Here is a 15,974-nt window from a genome sequence, read left to right as displayed (position 1 = left end):
CGGGGTACGGCGGCCCGCGGGCCGAGCCGAACCTCCGCCCGCTGCTGGCGGCCGCGGGCTGGCGCCTGGCCTCCTGCGTCGACGAGGAACACCGCTGCCTGGCGCTGGCCGTACGCGCCTGAGCGCAGCACGCACGGGCCCCGGCGCACGGGGCACCACCGTGCGCCCCGCCCCGGCGGGCGCACGGGCCGCGAAAGGCGCCCCGGTGTGTCCCCGGTCTCTCGACGCCGCGCCCCTCCCGTGGCTAGGGTGCGCGGACGATGTCCGGAGAGTCCGGAGAGGAGGCCGACGTGGCAGAGGCACAGGACGAGCGCGGCGGGAGTGACGACGCGCTGTACGTGCTGACCGCGGCACTGCTCACCCCCGCGCAGTTCCCGAGCGTCCTCGGCGACGACTACCCCGAGGCGTGCGCCGCCCTGGGGCTGGAGCCGTACGCGGAGGGCCACGGCCTCGTCCTCGGCCAGGACGGGCAGGGCGCGCGCTGGACCGTCGTCACCGAGGACGTCTCCCTCGTGGCGTGCGCGATCGCCGCCTGGGACTGCGGCATGGAGTACGACCTGTCCCCGGACGAGCGGACGATCGCCGCCGTGCTGCCGGGCTGGCCGCTGGCACTGGCGGTGGCCGCGCCCGGCGTCCCGGCCCCCCACGACCCCGAGCCCGATCCGGAGCTGGACGGCGGCCTGGCCCCGCTCTCCCCGCCGGACACCTCGTCCTGGGGCCCGGCACAGCGGCGGCTGGGTGCGGACGAGATCGCGCTGCAGTGGGCGAACTGGCGCGCCCGGGTCGACGCGGACGTGACGTTCGTCGAGCCGGGCGAGAACCCCAACAGCAGGGTGCGGCGCGTGCTGGAGGAGGCCCGCGGCTACGTGCACTCCCCGCCGCCGCCCGGGAGGATCCGTTCCGCCTTCGCCACCGAGGAGGCCCGGACCCTGCGCGCGGACGGGCCCGGCTGGAGCCTGGTGGCCCGGACCGACGACATCGCGTTCGTCCTGCTGGACGACGAGCCCGGCGAGGTGCTCCCGGTGGGCCGCGGCCCGGAGCTGCCGGGGCTGCTCAAGGCCCTGGACGAGCTGGCGGTGCGGCCGGACGCGGTGGCCTGAGCCCGGGCCGGCCCGGCCGTGCGGGCCGGCGGCCCGCACCCCGGATCAGCGCCCCAGCTCCTTGCGGCTCACCCGCCGCACCCTGCGCCGCTGCGAGGGGTCGAGGGCCAGGTAGGCGACCGCCGGCACGCCGACGACCACGGCCAGCGCTATCAGAAAGCTGCCGGTCAGCGCCCACAGCAGCAGCCCCACCGCCACGCCGCCGACGGCGATCTTTCCACGGTTGGTCATCTTCCACGCCTCCTCCGGCGGCGGTGCGACCGCCGCTCACTCAGGGGAACGTGCGTACGGGCCGTCTGGTTCCGCGCCTTCCCCGCCCGTGCCGGAGGGACTCCGCCGGAGGGGGCGGAGAGCGAAGCCGGTGGCGGCCCGCGGAAGCCGCGGGCCGCCACCGGCCGCCGCCCTGGCCGTGCCGGGGTCCGGCCGGGCCGTGTCAGGGCTGTGTCAGGGCTGCCAGAGGCACCTCAGAGGTGCCTCAGAGGAGCTCAGGAGGGTCAGGCGAGGCTCTCCATCACGGGGTAGTAGCCCCCGGACTGGCCGGCCGCCTTGGGGTGGTACGAGTTGGTGATGTTGAGCCAGTCGACGCTGTGCAGCCACGAGTCGCCGGAGCAGATCTCGTGGCCGGTGAACCTGCCGCGGACGTCGCCGAAGGCGAAGCCGTGGTTGGCGACGCGCTTGGCGATGGTGTCGCTCAGGTGGTCGGCGGCGTCGTTGATGGCCGCGCGCGACCGCTCGCTCAGGCCCACCACGCAGCTGCCGTTGAGCTTGTAGAAGCGGGGGTAGTTGAGGACGACGACCCGGGCGTTGGGCGCCTTGCCGCGGATGGCGTTGTACACCGCGTCGAGCCTGCTCGGAAGGGTGTTGGAGATGTAGGCGCGGGCCTCGTTGATGCGTGCGATGCACGCGCTCTCGCCCTGCAGGACACAGGTGGTCATGGCGTCGGCGAAGCCGGCGTCGTTGCCGCCGATGGAGATGCTCACGAGGGTGGTGCCCGACGTCAGGGGGCCGAGCTGGTTGTTGATGACGTCGGTGGTCTTGGCGCCGGAGCAGGCGGTGAAGTGGAAGGAGGCGGGTGCGTTCGCGTTCTTCCACAGCACCGGGTACGCCTTGGTGCTGCGCTTGCAGGATCCGCTGGAGCTGTCGTAGCTGCCGGCTCCGACTCCGGAGGAGTAGGAGTCGCCGAGCGCGACGTAGGAGGTGGCCGCGGCTTCCTGGGCGGATGCCACGCCCGCGCCGCCGATTCCGAGTCCGACGAGGGCGGCGAGGGTGACCGCCACGGACCCGAGACGGGACAACTTCATGGAGCCTCCTGGGTGTGGAGGGGTGGGGGGGAAGAGATGTGCCTACTACGTAGTAGCAGTGCGGAACGCTTTCAGGAAGTGTTCATGCCAAAAATGATCCGACGTTCAGCCGAACAAACGGCTTGCATCGCCCCAGGTAACGGCCCGTCTCCCGACAAATGGTCAACTGTTCGGCCGGGCGGGCCTCATGAGCCCACCGGCTCGCCCCCCGGCCGGGCCGGACCCCTGGGGACACGCGCGGAGTGAACGGTTCCGCCGGAAAAGACCGGAACACCCCTTCGGGGGCGGACCTCGCGGGGCCCCGGCCCCCGGCCGGGGCCCCGCCGTTTCAGTGCTTGAGGCCGACCCCGCCGTAGAGCGCGACGCGGCGCAGTTCGCCGGGCCCGGGCACCGGTCCGTCCGGCCGCCACAGCGGGAGCTGCACCAGTCCGGGGTCGACGAGGTCCCAGCCGTCGAAGAACGACAGGACCTCGGCGTGGCTGCGCAGGCTGACCTGGGCGGTGGCGTTCCGGTAGACGTCGGTGCCCTCCTTCACCCGCTGCTCCTCGTGGAAGTCCGAGGTGCCGTGGGTCAGGACGAGGCAGCTCCCCGGGGGCAGCGCGCCGCCGAGCGCGGACACGAGTCCGGCGGGATCCTCCTCGTCCTTCACGAAGTGCAGGACGGCGACGAGGAGCAGGGCCACCGGCCGGCCGAAGTCGATCAGTTCCCGGACGGCCGGGTGCCCGATGACGGCCTCGGGCTCGCGGGCGTCGGCCAGCACGAACTCCGCGTTGCCCGCACCGGTGAGCTTGGCGTCGGCGTGGACGGAGACGATGGGGTCGTTGTCGACGTACACCACGCGGGCGTCGGGGGCCTCGGCCCGGGCCAGTTCGTGGGTGTTGGGCGAGGTGGGGATGCCGGTGCCGACGTCGATGATCTGGCGGATGCCCAGTTCCCCCACCACCGTCCGCACCGCGCGGCCGAGGAAGTCCCGGTTGGCCCGGGCGCTCGCCCGTACGTCCGGGGCCATCCTCATCAGGCGTTCGGCGGCCTCGCGGTCCACCTCGTAGTTGTCGCTCCCACCCAGGTAGTAGTCGTACATACGGGCCGGGTGCGGCCTGCTGGTGTCGATCTGCTCGGGCGTGAAGCCCTCGTGCGCCTGGTGGGTCCGGTGGGGCTGGTCGGTCATGCCGTCGCCGTCCTCGTCGTGGTCTCGTCGATCATCAACACGGGCTCTGCGCGGGGGGGTACGGGATGCGCGGGCCGCGGCTCCTGGGCGAGCAGGAAGTCGGCCTCCCCAGCCTTGACGCCCTGGATGAACCTCGCCATCGCGTTGTGGGCGTATATCAGAGCGGGTCCGTCGGGGTCGGTGGACTGGCGCAGCGCCACCCTTCCGTCGGCCAGCCGCATGGCCTCGACGCAACTGCCGCCGTTGCCGCCGCTCCACGGCTTGTGCCAGCCCTCACTCCCCAACTGCCGGGCGGGCATGCCGTTGTAGACGCGTTTCCTCATGGGGTGGTTCACAACTCCTTGCGCAGGCCGTCCAGGACGGCCTCGGTCCGTCGCACCGGCGCCGCCTGTGCGCACATCCGGTCCAGCGCCTCCTGGAACGCCGAGACGTCGTCGCGCTGGTCGAAGTAGACGGCACCCACCAGGCTCTCGCTGTAGGCGACGTCGGGCAGTTCCGGGATGGGGAACCGGAAGATGTGGAAGGGCCCGTACATGGCCGGGTGCGGCCCGGCGGCGAAGGGCATGACCTGCAGGCGCACCGTCGGCATCGAGCACGCCTCGATCAGGCGGGAGATCTGCCCGCGCATGACCTCGGGTCCGCCGATGGGCCTGCGCAGCACGGTCTCGTCCATCACCACCCACAGCAGGGGCGGTTCGTCGCGTGCGAGCAGCCGCTGGCGTTCCAGCCGCAGGGCGATGCCGCGCTCGATCTCCTCCTCGCGGGCGTGCGGCATGCCCGCGCGCAGCACGGCGCGGGCGTACTCCTCGGTCTGGAGGAGTCCGGGCACGTAGTGCGGCTCGTAGGCGCGGATGACGTGGGACTCGCTCTCCAGGCTGACGAAGGCGCTGAACCAGTCGGGCAGCACGTCGCGGTAGCGGTGCCACCAGCCGGGCCGGTTGGCCTCGCGGGCGAGGGAGAGGAAGCTGTCGATCTCCGACTGCTCGGTGACGCCGTAGGTGCGCAGCAGTTTCTCGACGTAGGGGATCTTCAGGCCGACCTCGGCCCGCTCCATCCGGCGGATCGTGGCGTGCGTGACGTCGAGCGCCTCGGCGGCCCGCTCGTAGGTCAGCCCCGCCCGTCGCCGCAGGTCGCCCAGCCGTCTGCCGAGCACCACCCGCAGGACCGTGGGGGCGCCGCCCGCCCTGGTGTCAGCCACAGCACCCCTCCGCACTCCAACCGTCTTGCCGGCAGCGGCAGTTTGTCATGCCGTCTGATCACCCCGACAGGGTGGCATGTACGTTTCTGCAAACAACAGATTGATCCTTGCCAGATGTTGTCCGCACCCCTCACACTGAGGGCGTGGCTTACTTTTCCGATGTTCGCCCGCTGGAGCGCACCGGAGGGTCCGCCGAGAGGCCCCTGCGGGACGTGTTCCGTCTCCCGGCCATCGGCGCCTCCGTGGCCGAGGCCCGCAGAAGGGTCCTCGCCCGGCTGACCGAGTGGGACATCGGAACGGTGATCCGCGACGACGCGCAACTGGTCGTCTCCGAACTCTTCACCAACGCCGTGCGGCACACCGACAGCGAGAGGGTCGACTGCGAACTGCGCGTCACGGGCGTGCGGCTCCGGCTGGCGGTCACCGACCAGGGGTCCGGCAGCGCCCGGTACGCCGGGGGCGCGGCGCAGGCCCCCGCGGACACCCGCGGCGAGGGGGAGAACGGGCGCGGGCTGCTGCTGGTCAGCGCCCTGGCCGAGGCCTGGGGGATACGGCCGGGCGCCGGCGGCAGGGGCCACATGGTCTGGGCGGAACTGGGCTTCGGCCACTCCGCCCCGTGACGCGGGACCGCCCGGCCTTGGCGGGGGAGGCCGGGCGGTCCCGTCCCGAACACGGCGCCGCGGCAGGGGAAAACGCGTCGCGGCCCATGTGCGGCCGCGGTCAGACTGCCCCCATGGCCACCGTCTCCAGCGACGAACTCATCGCCTCCGCCGAGGCGGTGCTCCATCCGCGCCCCGTGGGCGGCCGCCTCTTCGGCAACGTCGCCTCGACCCTGGTCACCGAGGCGGGCAACCTCCACTCGGGCGTGTGCATCGACACCGGCTCGGGGACGGGCTTCTGCGCCGAGCACGCGGCCGTCGCCGCCATGGTCACGGCGCGCGAGTACCGGATCGCCGGGATCGTCGCCGTGTGGCGGGACGACGGAGGCGCGCTGCATGTGGTGCCGCCGTGCGGACGGTGCCGGGAGTTCATACGGCAGATCGATCCGGGCAACCTCGACACCGAGGTGGTTCTGGGGCGGCGGCACTCGCTCCGGCTGCGGGAGTTGCTGCCGTACCACCGGTGGCCGAGCAGGCCCGGCTGACCCCGCGCGTACGCCTCCGGGGCCGCCGGGGGCCACAGCAGACGGCCACGGGCCGCCGCAGGTGTACGGTAAGCGCTTGCCAGACCGCGCCCGTCCCGCCTCCCCGTTCTGGAGCCGCAAGTGAGCACGGACCACCGCCCCGCCCGCCCCGGCAGTCCGGCCCCCGGCGAGCCGCGCCTGTGGTACCCCCGCCCCGCCGCCGAATGGCTCCAGGCCCTGCCGGTGGGCAACGGCCGCCTGGGAGCGATGGTGTTCGGCGGTACGGACGGTGAGCGGCTCCAGCTCAACGAGGACACCCTGTGGGCCGGCGGCCCGCACGACTACGACAATCCCCGGGCCCCCGCCTCCCTCCCCGAGGTCCGCCGGCTGGTGTTCGAGGGGCGGTGGGACGAGGCCCGGGCCCTGGTGGACTCCGACCTGATGGGCGTCCCCGTCGAGCAGCTCCAGTACCAGACCGTCGGAGACCTGCGCCTGTCCTTCCCGGAGGCCGGCGAGACCACCGGCTACCGGCGCGAACTCGACCTCGCCACCGCCGTCGCCTCGGTGGAGTACGCGCGCGGCGGGGTGCGCCACCGCCGCGAGGTGTTCGCGAGCGCGCCGGACCAGGTGATCGTGGTCCGGCTGACCGCCGACGCCCCCGGCGCGATCTCCTTCACCGCGCGCCTGGACAGCCCGCTGCGCTCCGCCTCCTCCTCCCCCGCCCCGCACACCGTCGCCCTGGACGGCTCCGGCGACGACGCCCGGGGCATCGCGGGCGTGCTGCGCTTCCGCTGCCTGGTCCGGGCGGTCGCCGAGGGGGGCGCCGTGCGCTCGGTGGGCGGGGAACTGCACGTCGAGGGGGCGACCGCCGTCACCCTGCTGGTCTCGGCCGCCACCAACCACCGCGACTGGCGCGGCGTGGAGGAGGACCCCGGTGCGGCGGCCGCCCGCGCCGCCGCACCGGTGGAGGCGGCTGCCGCCCGGCCCTGCGCCGAGCTGCGCGCCCGCCACGTCCGCGACCACGCCGCGCTGTTCGACCGCGTACGGCTGGAGCTGCCGGTCACGCCCGCCGCCGCGCTGCCGACCGACGAGCGGGTGGCGCGCTTCGCGCGCGGCGAGGACCCGCATCTGGTGGCGCTGTACTTCGCCTACGGCCGCTATCTGCTCATCGCCTGCTCACGCCCCGGCACCCAGCCCGCGAACCTCCAAGGGCTGTGGAACGACCTGACCGACCCGCCGTGGGGCGGCAAGTACACCATCAACATCAACACCGAGATGAACTACTGGCCGGCCGCCCCCGCCAACCTCCTGGAGTGCTGGGAGCCGCTGTTCGGCCTGCTGGACGACCTGGCGGTCGCCGGCGCCCGCACCGCCCGGGCCATGTACGGGGCACGCGGCTGGGTCGCCCACCACAACACCGACCTGTGGCGCGGCACCGCGCCGGTGGACGGGGCGTTCTGGGGGATGTGGCCCACCGGCGGCGCCTGGCTGGCGCTGTCGGTCTGGGAGCACCACCGCTTCACCGGGGACGAGGCGAGGCTGCGGGAGCGCTATCCGGTCCTGGCCGGCGCGGCGCGTTTCTTCCTGGACTTCCTGGTCGAGGACCCCGGGACGGGGGAGCTGGTCACCTGTCCGTCGATCTCCCCCGAGAACGCCCACCATCCCGGCCCCGGCGGCTCGTTGTGCGCGGGCCCGGCCATGGACAACCAGATCCTGGGCGATCTGTTCGAGGCCACCGCCGCGAGCGCCGAACTGCTGGGCGTGGACGAGGAGCTGGCGAAGGAGGCGCGGGCGGCGCGCGAGCGGCTGGCCCCGATGCGGATCGGGGAGCTGGGGCAGCTCCAGGAGTGGCGCGAGGACTGGGACGCGATCGCGCCCGAGCGCGGCCACCGGCACGTCTCGCACCTGTACGGGCTGCACCCGGGCGGCCGGATCACCCGGCGCGGCACCCCCGAGCTGTTCGAGGCGGCGCGCACCACGCTGGAGCTGCGGGGCGACGCGGGCACGGGCTGGTCGCTCGGCTGGAAGATCAACTTCTGGGCGCGGCTGGAGGACGGCGCGCGCTCCCACAAACTGCTGACCGACCAGCTCACCCCCGAGCGCACCGCCCCGAACCTCTTCGATCTGCACCCGCCCTTCCAGATCGACGGCAACTTCGGTGCCACCGCGGGGATCTGCGAGTGGCTGGTGCAGAGCCACACCGGCGAGATCCACCTGCTGCCCGCCCTGCCGCCCGCCCTGCCCGAGGGCTCGGTGCGGGGGCTGCTGGCGCGCGGCGGTTTCGAGGTGGGTCTCACCTGGCGCGGCGGCGCGCTGGCCGGAGCGGAGCTGCTCTCCCGCGCCGGGCGCCGGGCGCGGGTGCGCACGGCCGGCGAGGTCTCGGTGTCCTGCGACGGGCGGACGGTGCAGAGCGTACGGCCGGAGGGCGGGGTCGTGGAGTTCGAGACGGCGACCGGGCGCCTCTACCGGCTGTCCCCGGCCTGAACCCGCCTCCGCGGCGGGCCGGCCCGCCGCGGAGGCGGGAACTTTCCGGGAGGCGTCGTCCGTTCCCAGTCACCAGGAGGTGCGTTGTGGGCACTGGAGACGCACGACGGGGAGAGGGCGACGGCACCGGGAGAGACCCCTGGGACGACGTCGTGCTCGACGAGGACTTCATACGCGGCGCCGATGTGAGCGAGCCCGCCGCGCGTACGCGCATGCTGCGGGCCCGCTGGCGGGACAACCCGCCCGAGCCGCAGCCGTGGCGGGCGGACGAGCCCCCGGCGGGGTGGTTCTGGAGCAGGGGCCGCCGCAAGGGGCGCCGGTGGCGCCGCCGCCGCAAGGACGGCTGACACCGCCGGCCGCGCCCCTCGTGGCGGCGGGCCGTGCGGAGGCGCGGGCCGCCACCCGCACCCCCGCACGGGGCCCCACCGGCTGCCGGCCGGGCCGGCCGTCTCAGCCGCGGACGCCCAGCAGGTGCTCCAGCGCCAGCTGGTCCAGCCGCTCGAAGGCCATGCCGCGGCCGGCCGCGGCCTCCACGTCGAACTCCTCGAAGGCGGCGGTGTCGGCCAGCAGGTCGGCGGCGGTCTCGCCCTCGTTCAGGGTCGGCCGCGCCAGCTCGTCCAGGCGCGAGGCCCGCAGCGCCTCCTGCACCTCGGGGTCGGCGCGGAAGGCGGCGGCCTTCTCCTTGAGGATCAGGTAGTTGCGCATGCAGCCGGCCGCCGACGCCCACACGCCGTCGAAGTCCTCCGTCCGCGGCGGCTTGAAGTCGAAGTGCCGCGGGCCCTCGTAACCTGCCGACTCCAGCAGGTCCACCAGCCAGAACGCCTGGCGCAGGTCGCCGGCGCCGAAGCGGAAGTCCTGGTCGTACTTGATGCCGGACTGGCCGTTGAGGTCGATGTGGAAGAGCTTGCCGTGCCACAGCGCCTGGGCGATGCCGTGCGGGAAGTTCAGTCCGGCCATCTGCTCGTGGCCGACCTCGGGGTTGAGGCCGACGCGGTCGGCGTGCTCCAGCTCGTTGATGAACGCCAGCGCGTGGCCGACGGTCGGCAGCAGGATGTCGCCGCGCGGCTCGTTGGGCTTGGGCTCGATGGCGAAGCGCAGGTCGTAGCCCTGGGAGACGACGTAGTCGCCCAGGACGTCGAAGGCCTCCTTGAGGCGGTCCAGCGCCACCCGCACGTCCTTGGCGCCGCCCGACTCCGCGCCCTCGCGGCCGCCCCAGGCGACGTAGGTGGTGGCGCCCAGTTCGGCGGCCAGGTCGATGTTGCGCATGGTCTTGCGCAGCGCGTAGCGGCGCACGTCCCGGTCGTTGGCGGTGAAGGCGCCGTCCTTGAACACCGGGTGCTTGAAGAGGTTGGTGGTGGCCATCGGCACCTTCATGCCGGTGGCGTCCAGCGCCTCGCGGAAGCGCTTGACGATGCCCTCGCGCTCGGTGTCGGAGGAGCCGAAGGGGATCAGGTCGTCGTCGTGGAAGGTGACGCCGTGGGCTCCCAGCTCGGAGAGCTTGTGCACGGTCTCGACCGGGTCCAGGGCCGGTCGGGTGGCGTCGCCGAAGGGGTCGCCACCCTGCCAGCCCACGGTCCACAGACCGAAGGTGAACTTGTGCTCGGGTGCCGGCTCGTAACTCATGTCATGCCTCTCGGGTATTTCGTCAGGGCCGTTGACAAATTAGTATGCGCCCAGAAGCCCCAGAGAGGAAGAGGCGACATGGCCGCACCCGAAGGTCCGCTCGTTGTCGGTGTGGACAGCTCGACGCAGTCCACCAAAGCGCTGGTCGTCGACGCCGCCACCGGCGAGGTGGTCGCACGCGGCCAGGCGCCCCACACCGTCTCGCCCGGCCACGAGAGCGATCCGGAGCAGTGGTGGCAGGCGATGCGGCAGGCGCTGGAGCAGTGCGGGCCGGCCGTCCACCGGGCCGCCGCGGTCTCGGTCGGCGGCCAGCAGCACGGGCTGGTGACGCTGGACGGCCGGGGCCGCCCGGTCCGTCCCGCCCTGCTGTGGAACGACGTCCGCTCGGCCCCGCAGCGCGACCGCCTGGTGGCCGAGCTGGGCGGGCCGGAGGTCTGGGCCGAGCGCTTCGGCAGCGTCCCGGCGGCCTCCTTCACCGTCACCAAGTGGCAGTGGCTGCGCGAGAACGAGCCCGATGCGGCCGCCGCCGTCAAGGCCGTGCGGCTGCCGCACGACTACCTCACCGAGCGTCTGACCGGCCAGGGCACCACCGACCGGGGCGACGCCTCGGGCACCGGCTGGTGGTCGACGGCCGACCAGTCCTACGACGAGGAGATCCTGGGGAAGGTCGGCCTCTCCCCCGACCTGCTGCCCCGCGTGCTGGGCCACGGCGAGGCGGCGGGCACGGTACGGCCGCAGGACGGGCTGCCGCTGCCCCAGGGCACGCTGGTGGCCACCGGCACCGGCGACAACATGGCCGCCGCCCTCGGCCTCGGCCTGCGACCGGGCCGGCCGGTGCTGAGCCTGGGCACCTCCGGCACCGTCTACGCCGTCTCCACGCGCCGCCCCGCCGACCCCACCGGCACCGTCGCCGGCTTCGCCGACGCCCGTACCGACTGGCTGCCGCTGGCCTGCACCCTCAACTGCACCCTGGCCGTGGACCGCGTCGCGGCCCTGTTCGGCCTGGACCGCGAGGCCGTCGAGCCGGGCGGGGGCGTGACCGTCCTGCCGTTCCTGGACGGCGAGCGCACCCCCAACCTCCCCTACGCTTCCGGCACCCTGACCGGCCTGCGGCACGACACGGGCGCGGGCCAGATCCTCCAGGCCACCTACGACGGCGCGGTCTACGCGCTGCTGGCCGCCCTGGACCTGGTCCTGGACGACGACGCCGAGCCGGACGCCCCGATCCTGCTGATCGGCGGCGGCGCGAAGGGCACGGCATGGCGCGAGACGGTGCGGCGCCTGTCGGGACGGCCGGTGGTCGTGCCGCGCGCGCAGGAGCTGGTCGCGCTCGGCGCCGCGGCGCAGGCCGCCGCCCTGGTGCTGGGCGAGGACGCGGCGGCGGTCGCCCGCCGCTGGTCCACCGCCGAGGGCCCCTCCTACGAGGCGGTGGAGCGCGACGAGGAGGCGCTGACCCGCCTGGCGGCCACCCTGAGCGACGCCGATACGCTGCTGCGGCGGCACTGACCGGCGATACCGTCGCGCAGCCCGCCCGGCGCGGCCCCGCCGCGCAGCCCCGTGCCGCGGCACCACCGTCCGCGGCTCCGTCCGCACAGCCCTTGAGGAGTACGCCACCGATGGCAGCACCCGCGCCCAACACCCAGCAGGAGATGCGGCGGCGGAATCTGGCGCGCGTGCTGCACGCGGTGGCCGACGGCGGCCCCCGGTCACGGGCCGCCGTCGCGGCGCGGATCGGGCTCACCCGTACCGCCGTCTCCACGCTCGTGGACGAACTCCTGGGCGCCGGGCTGCTGGTGGAGCTGGGGCCGGGCCGCTCCGGCGCGGTCGGGCGGCCGGGCACCGCACTGGCGCTCAGCGACCGCGGCCCCTGCGGGATCGGTGCCGAGATAGGCGTCGACCACCTCGCCGTGTGCGCCGTCGACCTGCGCGGCGAGGTCCGCGCCCGCACGGCGATGGACGCGGCCAACCGCGACAGCGACCCCGGCCCGGTGCTGGAACAGCTGGCCCGTCTGGTCGGGGAGGTCGCGGACGAGGCACGCGGGCTGGGGCTGCGCCCGGCCGGGCTGGCCGTGGCCGTGCCCGGCCTGGTCGCCCGCGGCACCACCACCGTCGTCCAGGCCCCCAACCTCGGCTGGACGGACCTGGACCTCGCCCCCCACCTGGCCCGGACCGGGGTGCTCGGCAGCGGCAGCGGCACCGGTACGGCCGTGTGCTCCATCGACAACGAGGCCAACCTCGGCGCCCTGGCCGAACTGTGGCTGGGCGGCCACACCCCGCCGTCCGGCGACTTCGTGCACGTCTCGGCCGAGATCGGCATCGGCGCCGCGATCGTGGTGGACGGGGAACTCCTGCGCGGCACCCGCGGGTTCGCAGGCGAACTGGGCCATGTGCCGGTGCGCCCGGAGGGCCGCCCGTGCGCCTGCGGCGGCATCGGCTGCCTGGAGCAGTACGCGGGCGAGGAGGCCGTCCTGCGGGCCGCCGGACTCGACCCGCGCGCCACCGCCGCCGAGCACCCCGGTCCCGGCGCCCGCATCGACCTGCTCGCCACCCGCGCCAAGGAGGGCGACAGCGCTGTGCTGGATGCGCTGGCCGAGGCCGGGAGCGCGCTGGGCACCGCCCTGACCGGTGCGGTCAATCTGCTCGACCCGCAGACCGTGGTCCTCGGCGGCGCCCTCGCCCGGCTGGCGCCCTGGCTGCTGCCCTCCCTGGAACACGAGCTGGGCCGCCGCCTGGCCGGCCCCCCGCCGGTGTCGGTCTCCAGCCTCGGCGCGGACGGCCCGCTGCTGGGCGCGGCCCACTCCGTCGTCCGCGCGGTCCTGGACGACCCGCTGGCCCACCGCGCCTGAACCGGCCCGGCCAGGACGGGGTGATCGTCCGGGGAACGGAGGCGGGCGACCGAGATCACACCGGGGCCCCCGGGCTGCGCACGGCCGGATGGGTAGGCACCCTGGAGACCGACCGCACGGCCGTGACCAGACGAGGAGCCCCGGGTGCCCGCACTCTTCCCCAGGCTGTACCAGGCGCCGGACAAGCCCGCGCTGCGCTTCGGCGACCAGGTGATCGACTACGGCCGGCTGGCCGGGGCCGCGCACGCGCTCGCCCTGGAGATCGCCGATGCCGGCCGGGTCGCGGTGTGGGCCACCCCCTCGCCGCACACCTGCGTCGGCGTCCTGGCCGCCCTGCTGGCCGCGGTCCCCGCCGTACCCGTCAACCCGCGCATCGGCGAGGAGGAGCTGGCCCACATCCTCGCCGACAGCACGCCCACCCGGGTGCTGGCCGCTCCCGGCGACGAGCTGCCCCCGGCGCTGGACGCGCTCCCGCGCACCGACGTCGTACTGGAGCCCGGGGCCGATCCCAGCCCCGACGGCACCACAGCCGCGCCCGACGAGAACGGCCCGGCGCTGATCGTCTACACCTCCGGCACCACCGGGCCGCCCAAGGGCGTGGTGGTGCCGCGCCGCGCGATCGCGAGCACACTGGACGACCTGGCCGACGTCTGGCGGTGGACGGGCGACGACGTCCTGGTGCACGCGCTGCCGCTGTTCCATGTGCACGGGCTGGTCCTGGGCGTGCTGGGCCCGCTGCGGCGCGGCGGCACGCTGCGCCGTCTGGGCCGGTTCTCGCCCGAGGCCGTCGCGGCGGCGCTGGAGGAGGGCGGCACCATGGTGTTCGGGGTGCCGACGATGTACCACCGGCTGGCCGAGGCCCTGGAGGCGGGCGGCGAGGGGGGCGGCGAGGACGGCGGCCGGCTGGCCGCGGCCCTGCGGGGGGCCCGGCTGCTGGTGTCCGGCTCGGCCGCGCTGCCCCTGCACGACCACGAGCGGATCACCGCCGCGACCGGGCAGCGCGTCGTCGAGCGCTACGGGATGACCGAGACGCTGATGATCACCAGTGTGCGGGCGGACGGCGAGCGCCGCGCCGGCACCGTGGGCGTACCCCTGCCCAGCGTGGACGTACGGCTGGTGGACGACGAGGGACGGCGCATCGAGGGCGGCGACGGCGAGACCGTCGGCGAGGTCCAGGTGCGCGGGCCCAACCTGTTCACCGAGTACCTGCACCGGCCGGACGCCACCGCGCAGGCCTTCGCGGGCGGCTGGTTCCGCACCGGCGACATGGCCACCCGGGACGCCGACGGCTTCTACCGGATCGTGGGTCGCAGGGCGACGGACCTGATCAAGAGCGGCGGTTACCGGATCGGCGCCGGGGAGATCGAGAACTGCCTGCTGGGCCACCCCGGCGTCGCCGAGGCGGCGGTCGTCGGCGAGCCCGACCCCGATCTGGGCGAGCGGATCGTGGCCTGGGTGGTGCCGGCCGGTGGACGGCCGCCCACCGAGCAGGAGCTGATCGACCATGTGGCGCGGCGGCTCACCCCGCACAAGCGGCCCCGGGCCGTGCGGTTCACCGGCGCCCTGCCCCGCAACGACATGGGCAAGGTCATGAAGCGGGAGCTGGGCCGTGGCTGAGCGGCCGGCCGGCGCAGGGCCCGAGGGGCCGGGCGGGCGGCTGCCTGCCCGTGCGGTGATCGACGCGGTGGCCGACGGCTTCGCGGAACTGCCCGGGGCCGGCGACGGGGGCGTAGGCGCCGGCGCCTACGGGGACGGGCCGATCGCGTGGGAGGGCTACGGCCGGGCGCTGGCCCGCGCGCACGAGCGCACCGGCGAGCACGAGTCGGTGGTGTGCGGCACCGGCACGGTCGGCGGCGTCCCCGCGGTCCTGATCGCCTTCGAGTTCGCCTTCCTCGGCGGCTCGCTCGGGCAGCGCACCGGCGACCGGATCGAGGCCGCCCACCGGTACGCCCGCCAGGCGCGGCTGCCGGTGGTCTCGCTGACGGCGACCGGCGGCAGCCGTATGCAGGAGGGCATGCGGGCCCTGGTCCAACTCCAGCGCGTGGCACGGCAGTCGGCGCTTACCCGGGCGGCGGGCCTGCCGCAGGTCGCCGTCGTGCGGGACCCGACGACCGGGGGCGGCTGGGCGACGCTGGGCGCGGGTTCCGACGTGGTGCTGGCCCTGCCGGGGGCCCAGGTCGCCTTCGCCGGCTCCCGGGTGCGCCCGCCGGACGCCGACCCGGCCGCGTACGGCGCCGAGGAGAAGCTGGCGGCCGGGCAGGTCGACAGGGTCGTGGCGCCGGACGAGCTGCCCGGTGTCCTGGGCCGCTGGCTGTCCCTGCTCTCCTCCCCCGACGGCGCCCCCGGCACCGCAGGCACCCCCGCCGAGCCGCCGCGCGCCCTGGGCGACGCGGGCGGCACGGGCACGCCGGGCCTGCCGGAGACGGGCTGGGAGGCGGTGGAGCGGGCCCGCTCCCCGCACAGGCCCCGCGCCGAGGCCTATCTGGACGCCTACTTCGAGATCCGCGAGGAGATGTCCGGCGACCGCTGCGGCGGCACCGACCCGGGGATGCGCTGCGGTTTCGGACGCAGGGGCGGCCGCACCATCGCCTACGCCGCCCAGTGCGGCACGGCGACCCTGCCCGCGGGCTTCCGCACCGCCACCCGGCTGATCCGGCTGGCCGACCGGCTGGGCATACCGGTGCTCACCCTGGTGGACACCCCGGGCGCGGCCAACGACGAGGCGGCCGAGCGCTCCGGCGCGGGCGCGGCCATCGCGGACCTCTTCGCGGCGGTGGCCGAGGCCCGGGTCCCGGTGACGACCCTGGTGGTCGGCGAGGGCGGCTCGGGCGGGGCCCTGGCGCTGGCGGCGCCGGAGAACACCTGGGTCACGCCGGACTGCTACTTCTCCGTCATAGCCCCTGAGTCGGCCGCGGCCATCCTCAAGCGCGGCCCGGAGCACGTCCGCGAGACGGCCGGCGAACTACGGCTGCGCCCGCAGGACCTGGTGGATCTGGGCGTGGCGCGCGGCATCGTGCGAACGTAGCGCCGGCACGCCGAGGTGGGCGGCGTCGCGCCCCGCGGCCGGGGCCCCGCCCCGGGCGAGCGGGGCACGGCCGCCGGCCCCGCCGTCCCCGGGCGCGGCGGGCGCC

General features: G+C 75.0%; 15 protein-coding genes and 1 pseudogene. 10 read left to right on the top strand and 6 right to left on the bottom strand.

What is annotated here, in order from left to right; all coding sequences use genetic code 11:
* Positions 1–122 (top strand): annotated as a pseudogene (locus tag ACLIYP_RS11285) (SAM-dependent methyltransferase); the annotation flags it as partial.
* Between the two features lie 138 nt (positions 123–260).
* Positions 261–1,100, top strand: a complete 840-nt coding sequence (locus tag ACLIYP_RS11280; protein WP_412712994.1) for a hypothetical protein — start codon at positions 261–263, stop codon at positions 1,098–1,100.
* Between the two features lie 45 nt (positions 1,101–1,145).
* Here the strand turns inward: ACLIYP_RS11280 and ACLIYP_RS11275 are convergent, their stop codons facing one another.
* The 5 genes from ACLIYP_RS11275 to ACLIYP_RS11255 form a co-directional block, all read right to left on the bottom strand.
* Positions 1,146–1,331, bottom strand: a complete 186-nt coding sequence (locus ACLIYP_RS11275) for a hypothetical protein (RefSeq protein ID WP_093663170.1) — start codon at positions 1,329–1,331, stop codon at positions 1,146–1,148.
* A 263-nt stretch (positions 1,332–1,594) separates the two neighbouring features.
* Positions 1,595–2,401, bottom strand: coding sequence for an SGNH/GDSL hydrolase family protein (locus ACLIYP_RS11270; RefSeq protein ID WP_412712993.1), 807 nt, complete (start codon positions 2,399–2,401; stop codon positions 1,595–1,597).
* Positions 2,402–2,729: 328 nt separating this feature from the next.
* Positions 2,730–3,569, bottom strand: coding sequence for an SAM-dependent methyltransferase (locus ACLIYP_RS11265; protein ID WP_412712992.1), 840 nt, complete (start codon positions 3,567–3,569; stop codon positions 2,730–2,732).
* The gene (locus ACLIYP_RS11260) at positions 3,566–3,892 is read right to left on the bottom strand and encodes a DUF397 domain-containing protein (protein ID WP_412712991.1); all 327 of its coding nucleotides are present in this window, start codon (positions 3,890–3,892) and stop codon (positions 3,566–3,568) included. The genes ACLIYP_RS11265 and ACLIYP_RS11260 overlap by 4 nt, the downstream gene beginning before the upstream one ends.
* An 8-nt stretch (positions 3,893–3,900) precedes the next feature.
* A complete protein-coding gene (locus tag ACLIYP_RS11255; RefSeq protein ID WP_412712990.1) occupies positions 3,901–4,767 on the bottom strand; it encodes a helix-turn-helix domain-containing protein in 867 nt (288 codons plus the stop codon).
* 143 nt (positions 4,768–4,910) lie between these two features.
* On the opposite strand from ACLIYP_RS11255, the gene ACLIYP_RS11250 reads away from it, so the two are divergent.
* From ACLIYP_RS11250 to ACLIYP_RS11235, 4 genes are all read left to right on the top strand, one after another.
* Positions 4,911–5,387 (top strand): ATP-binding protein, encoded by a 477-nt coding sequence (locus ACLIYP_RS11250; RefSeq protein ID WP_412712989.1) that lies wholly within the window; start codon positions 4,911–4,913, stop codon positions 5,385–5,387.
* Between the two features lie 113 nt (positions 5,388–5,500).
* Positions 5,501–5,911: a cytidine deaminase family protein gene (locus ACLIYP_RS11245; RefSeq protein WP_412712988.1), complete on the top strand. Its 411-nt coding sequence runs from the start codon at positions 5,501–5,503 to the stop codon at positions 5,909–5,911.
* Positions 5,912–6,031: 120 nt separating this feature from the next.
* Positions 6,032–8,374, top strand: a complete 2,343-nt coding sequence (locus ACLIYP_RS11240; protein ID WP_412712987.1) for a glycoside hydrolase family 95 protein — start codon at positions 6,032–6,034, stop codon at positions 8,372–8,374.
* Positions 8,375–8,460: 86 nt separating this feature from the next.
* A complete protein-coding gene (locus tag ACLIYP_RS11235; protein WP_412712986.1) occupies positions 8,461–8,721 on the top strand; it encodes an SGM_3592 family protein in 261 nt (86 codons plus the stop codon).
* 103 nt (positions 8,722–8,824) lie between these two features.
* On the opposite strand, the gene xylA is transcribed toward ACLIYP_RS11235, so the two are convergent.
* Positions 8,825–9,997 carry a xylose isomerase gene (gene xylA / locus ACLIYP_RS11230; RefSeq protein ID WP_412712985.1) on the bottom strand — a complete coding sequence of 391 codons (1,173 nt, stop codon included), beginning with the start codon at positions 9,995–9,997 and terminating at the stop codon, positions 8,825–8,827.
* Between the two features lie 78 nt (positions 9,998–10,075).
* On the opposite strand from xylA, the gene xylB reads away from it, so the two are divergent.
* The 4 genes from xylB (at position 10,076) to ACLIYP_RS11210 (ending at position 15,868) form a co-directional block, all read left to right on the top strand.
* Positions 10,076–11,503 (top strand): xylulokinase, encoded by a 1,428-nt coding sequence (xylB, locus tag ACLIYP_RS11225; protein ID WP_412712984.1) that lies wholly within the window; start codon positions 10,076–10,078, stop codon positions 11,501–11,503.
* Positions 11,504–11,613: 110 nt separating this feature from the next.
* Entirely contained in the window at positions 11,614–12,843 is a 1,230-nt protein-coding gene (locus ACLIYP_RS11220) for an ROK family protein (protein WP_412712983.1), read from the top strand.
* A 144-nt stretch (positions 12,844–12,987) separates the two neighbouring features.
* Positions 12,988–14,460: an acyl-CoA synthetase gene (locus ACLIYP_RS11215; protein WP_412712982.1), complete on the top strand. Its 1,473-nt coding sequence runs from the start codon at positions 12,988–12,990 to the stop codon at positions 14,458–14,460.
* Positions 14,453–15,868 (top strand): carboxyl transferase domain-containing protein, encoded by a 1,416-nt coding sequence (locus tag ACLIYP_RS11210; RefSeq protein WP_412712981.1) that lies wholly within the window; start codon positions 14,453–14,455, stop codon positions 15,866–15,868. Before ACLIYP_RS11215 ends, ACLIYP_RS11210 begins: the two co-directional genes overlap by 8 nt.
* Positions 15,869–15,974 lie beyond the last annotated feature (106 nt).

It is taken from the genome of Streptomyces nanhaiensis, from assembly GCF_046614825.1.
Taxonomy (GTDB): domain Bacteria; phylum Actinomycetota; class Actinomycetes; order Streptomycetales; family Streptomycetaceae; genus Streptomyces; species Streptomyces radiopugnans.
This window is presented reverse-complemented; position numbering and strand designations above follow the sequence as displayed.

Coding starts and splice junctions, on each gene's coding strand:
- ACLIYP_RS11280 (WP_412712994.1), top strand. CDS start 261: ATGTCCGGAGAGTCCGGAGAGGAGGCCGACGTGGCAGAGGCACAGGAC.
- ACLIYP_RS11265 (WP_412712992.1), bottom strand. CDS start 3,569: ATGACCGACCAGCCCCACCGGACCCACCAGGCGCACGAGGGCTTCACG.
- xylA (WP_412712985.1), bottom strand. CDS start 9,997: ATGAGTTACGAGCCGGCACCCGAGCACAAGTTCACCTTCGGTCTGTGG.
- ACLIYP_RS11260 (WP_412712991.1), bottom strand. CDS start 3,892: ATGAGGAAACGCGTCTACAACGGCATGCCCGCCCGGCAGTTGGGGAGT.
- ACLIYP_RS11220 (WP_412712983.1), top strand. CDS start 11,614: ATGGCAGCACCCGCGCCCAACACCCAGCAGGAGATGCGGCGGCGGAAT.
- xylB (WP_412712984.1), top strand. CDS start 10,076: ATGGCCGCACCCGAAGGTCCGCTCGTTGTCGGTGTGGACAGCTCGACG.
- ACLIYP_RS11275 (WP_093663170.1), bottom strand. CDS start 1,331: ATGACCAACCGTGGAAAGATCGCCGTCGGCGGCGTGGCGGTGGGGCTG.
- ACLIYP_RS11270 (WP_412712993.1), bottom strand. CDS start 2,401: ATGAAGTTGTCCCGTCTCGGGTCCGTGGCGGTCACCCTCGCCGCCCTC.
- ACLIYP_RS11245 (WP_412712988.1), top strand. CDS start 5,501: ATGGCCACCGTCTCCAGCGACGAACTCATCGCCTCCGCCGAGGCGGTG.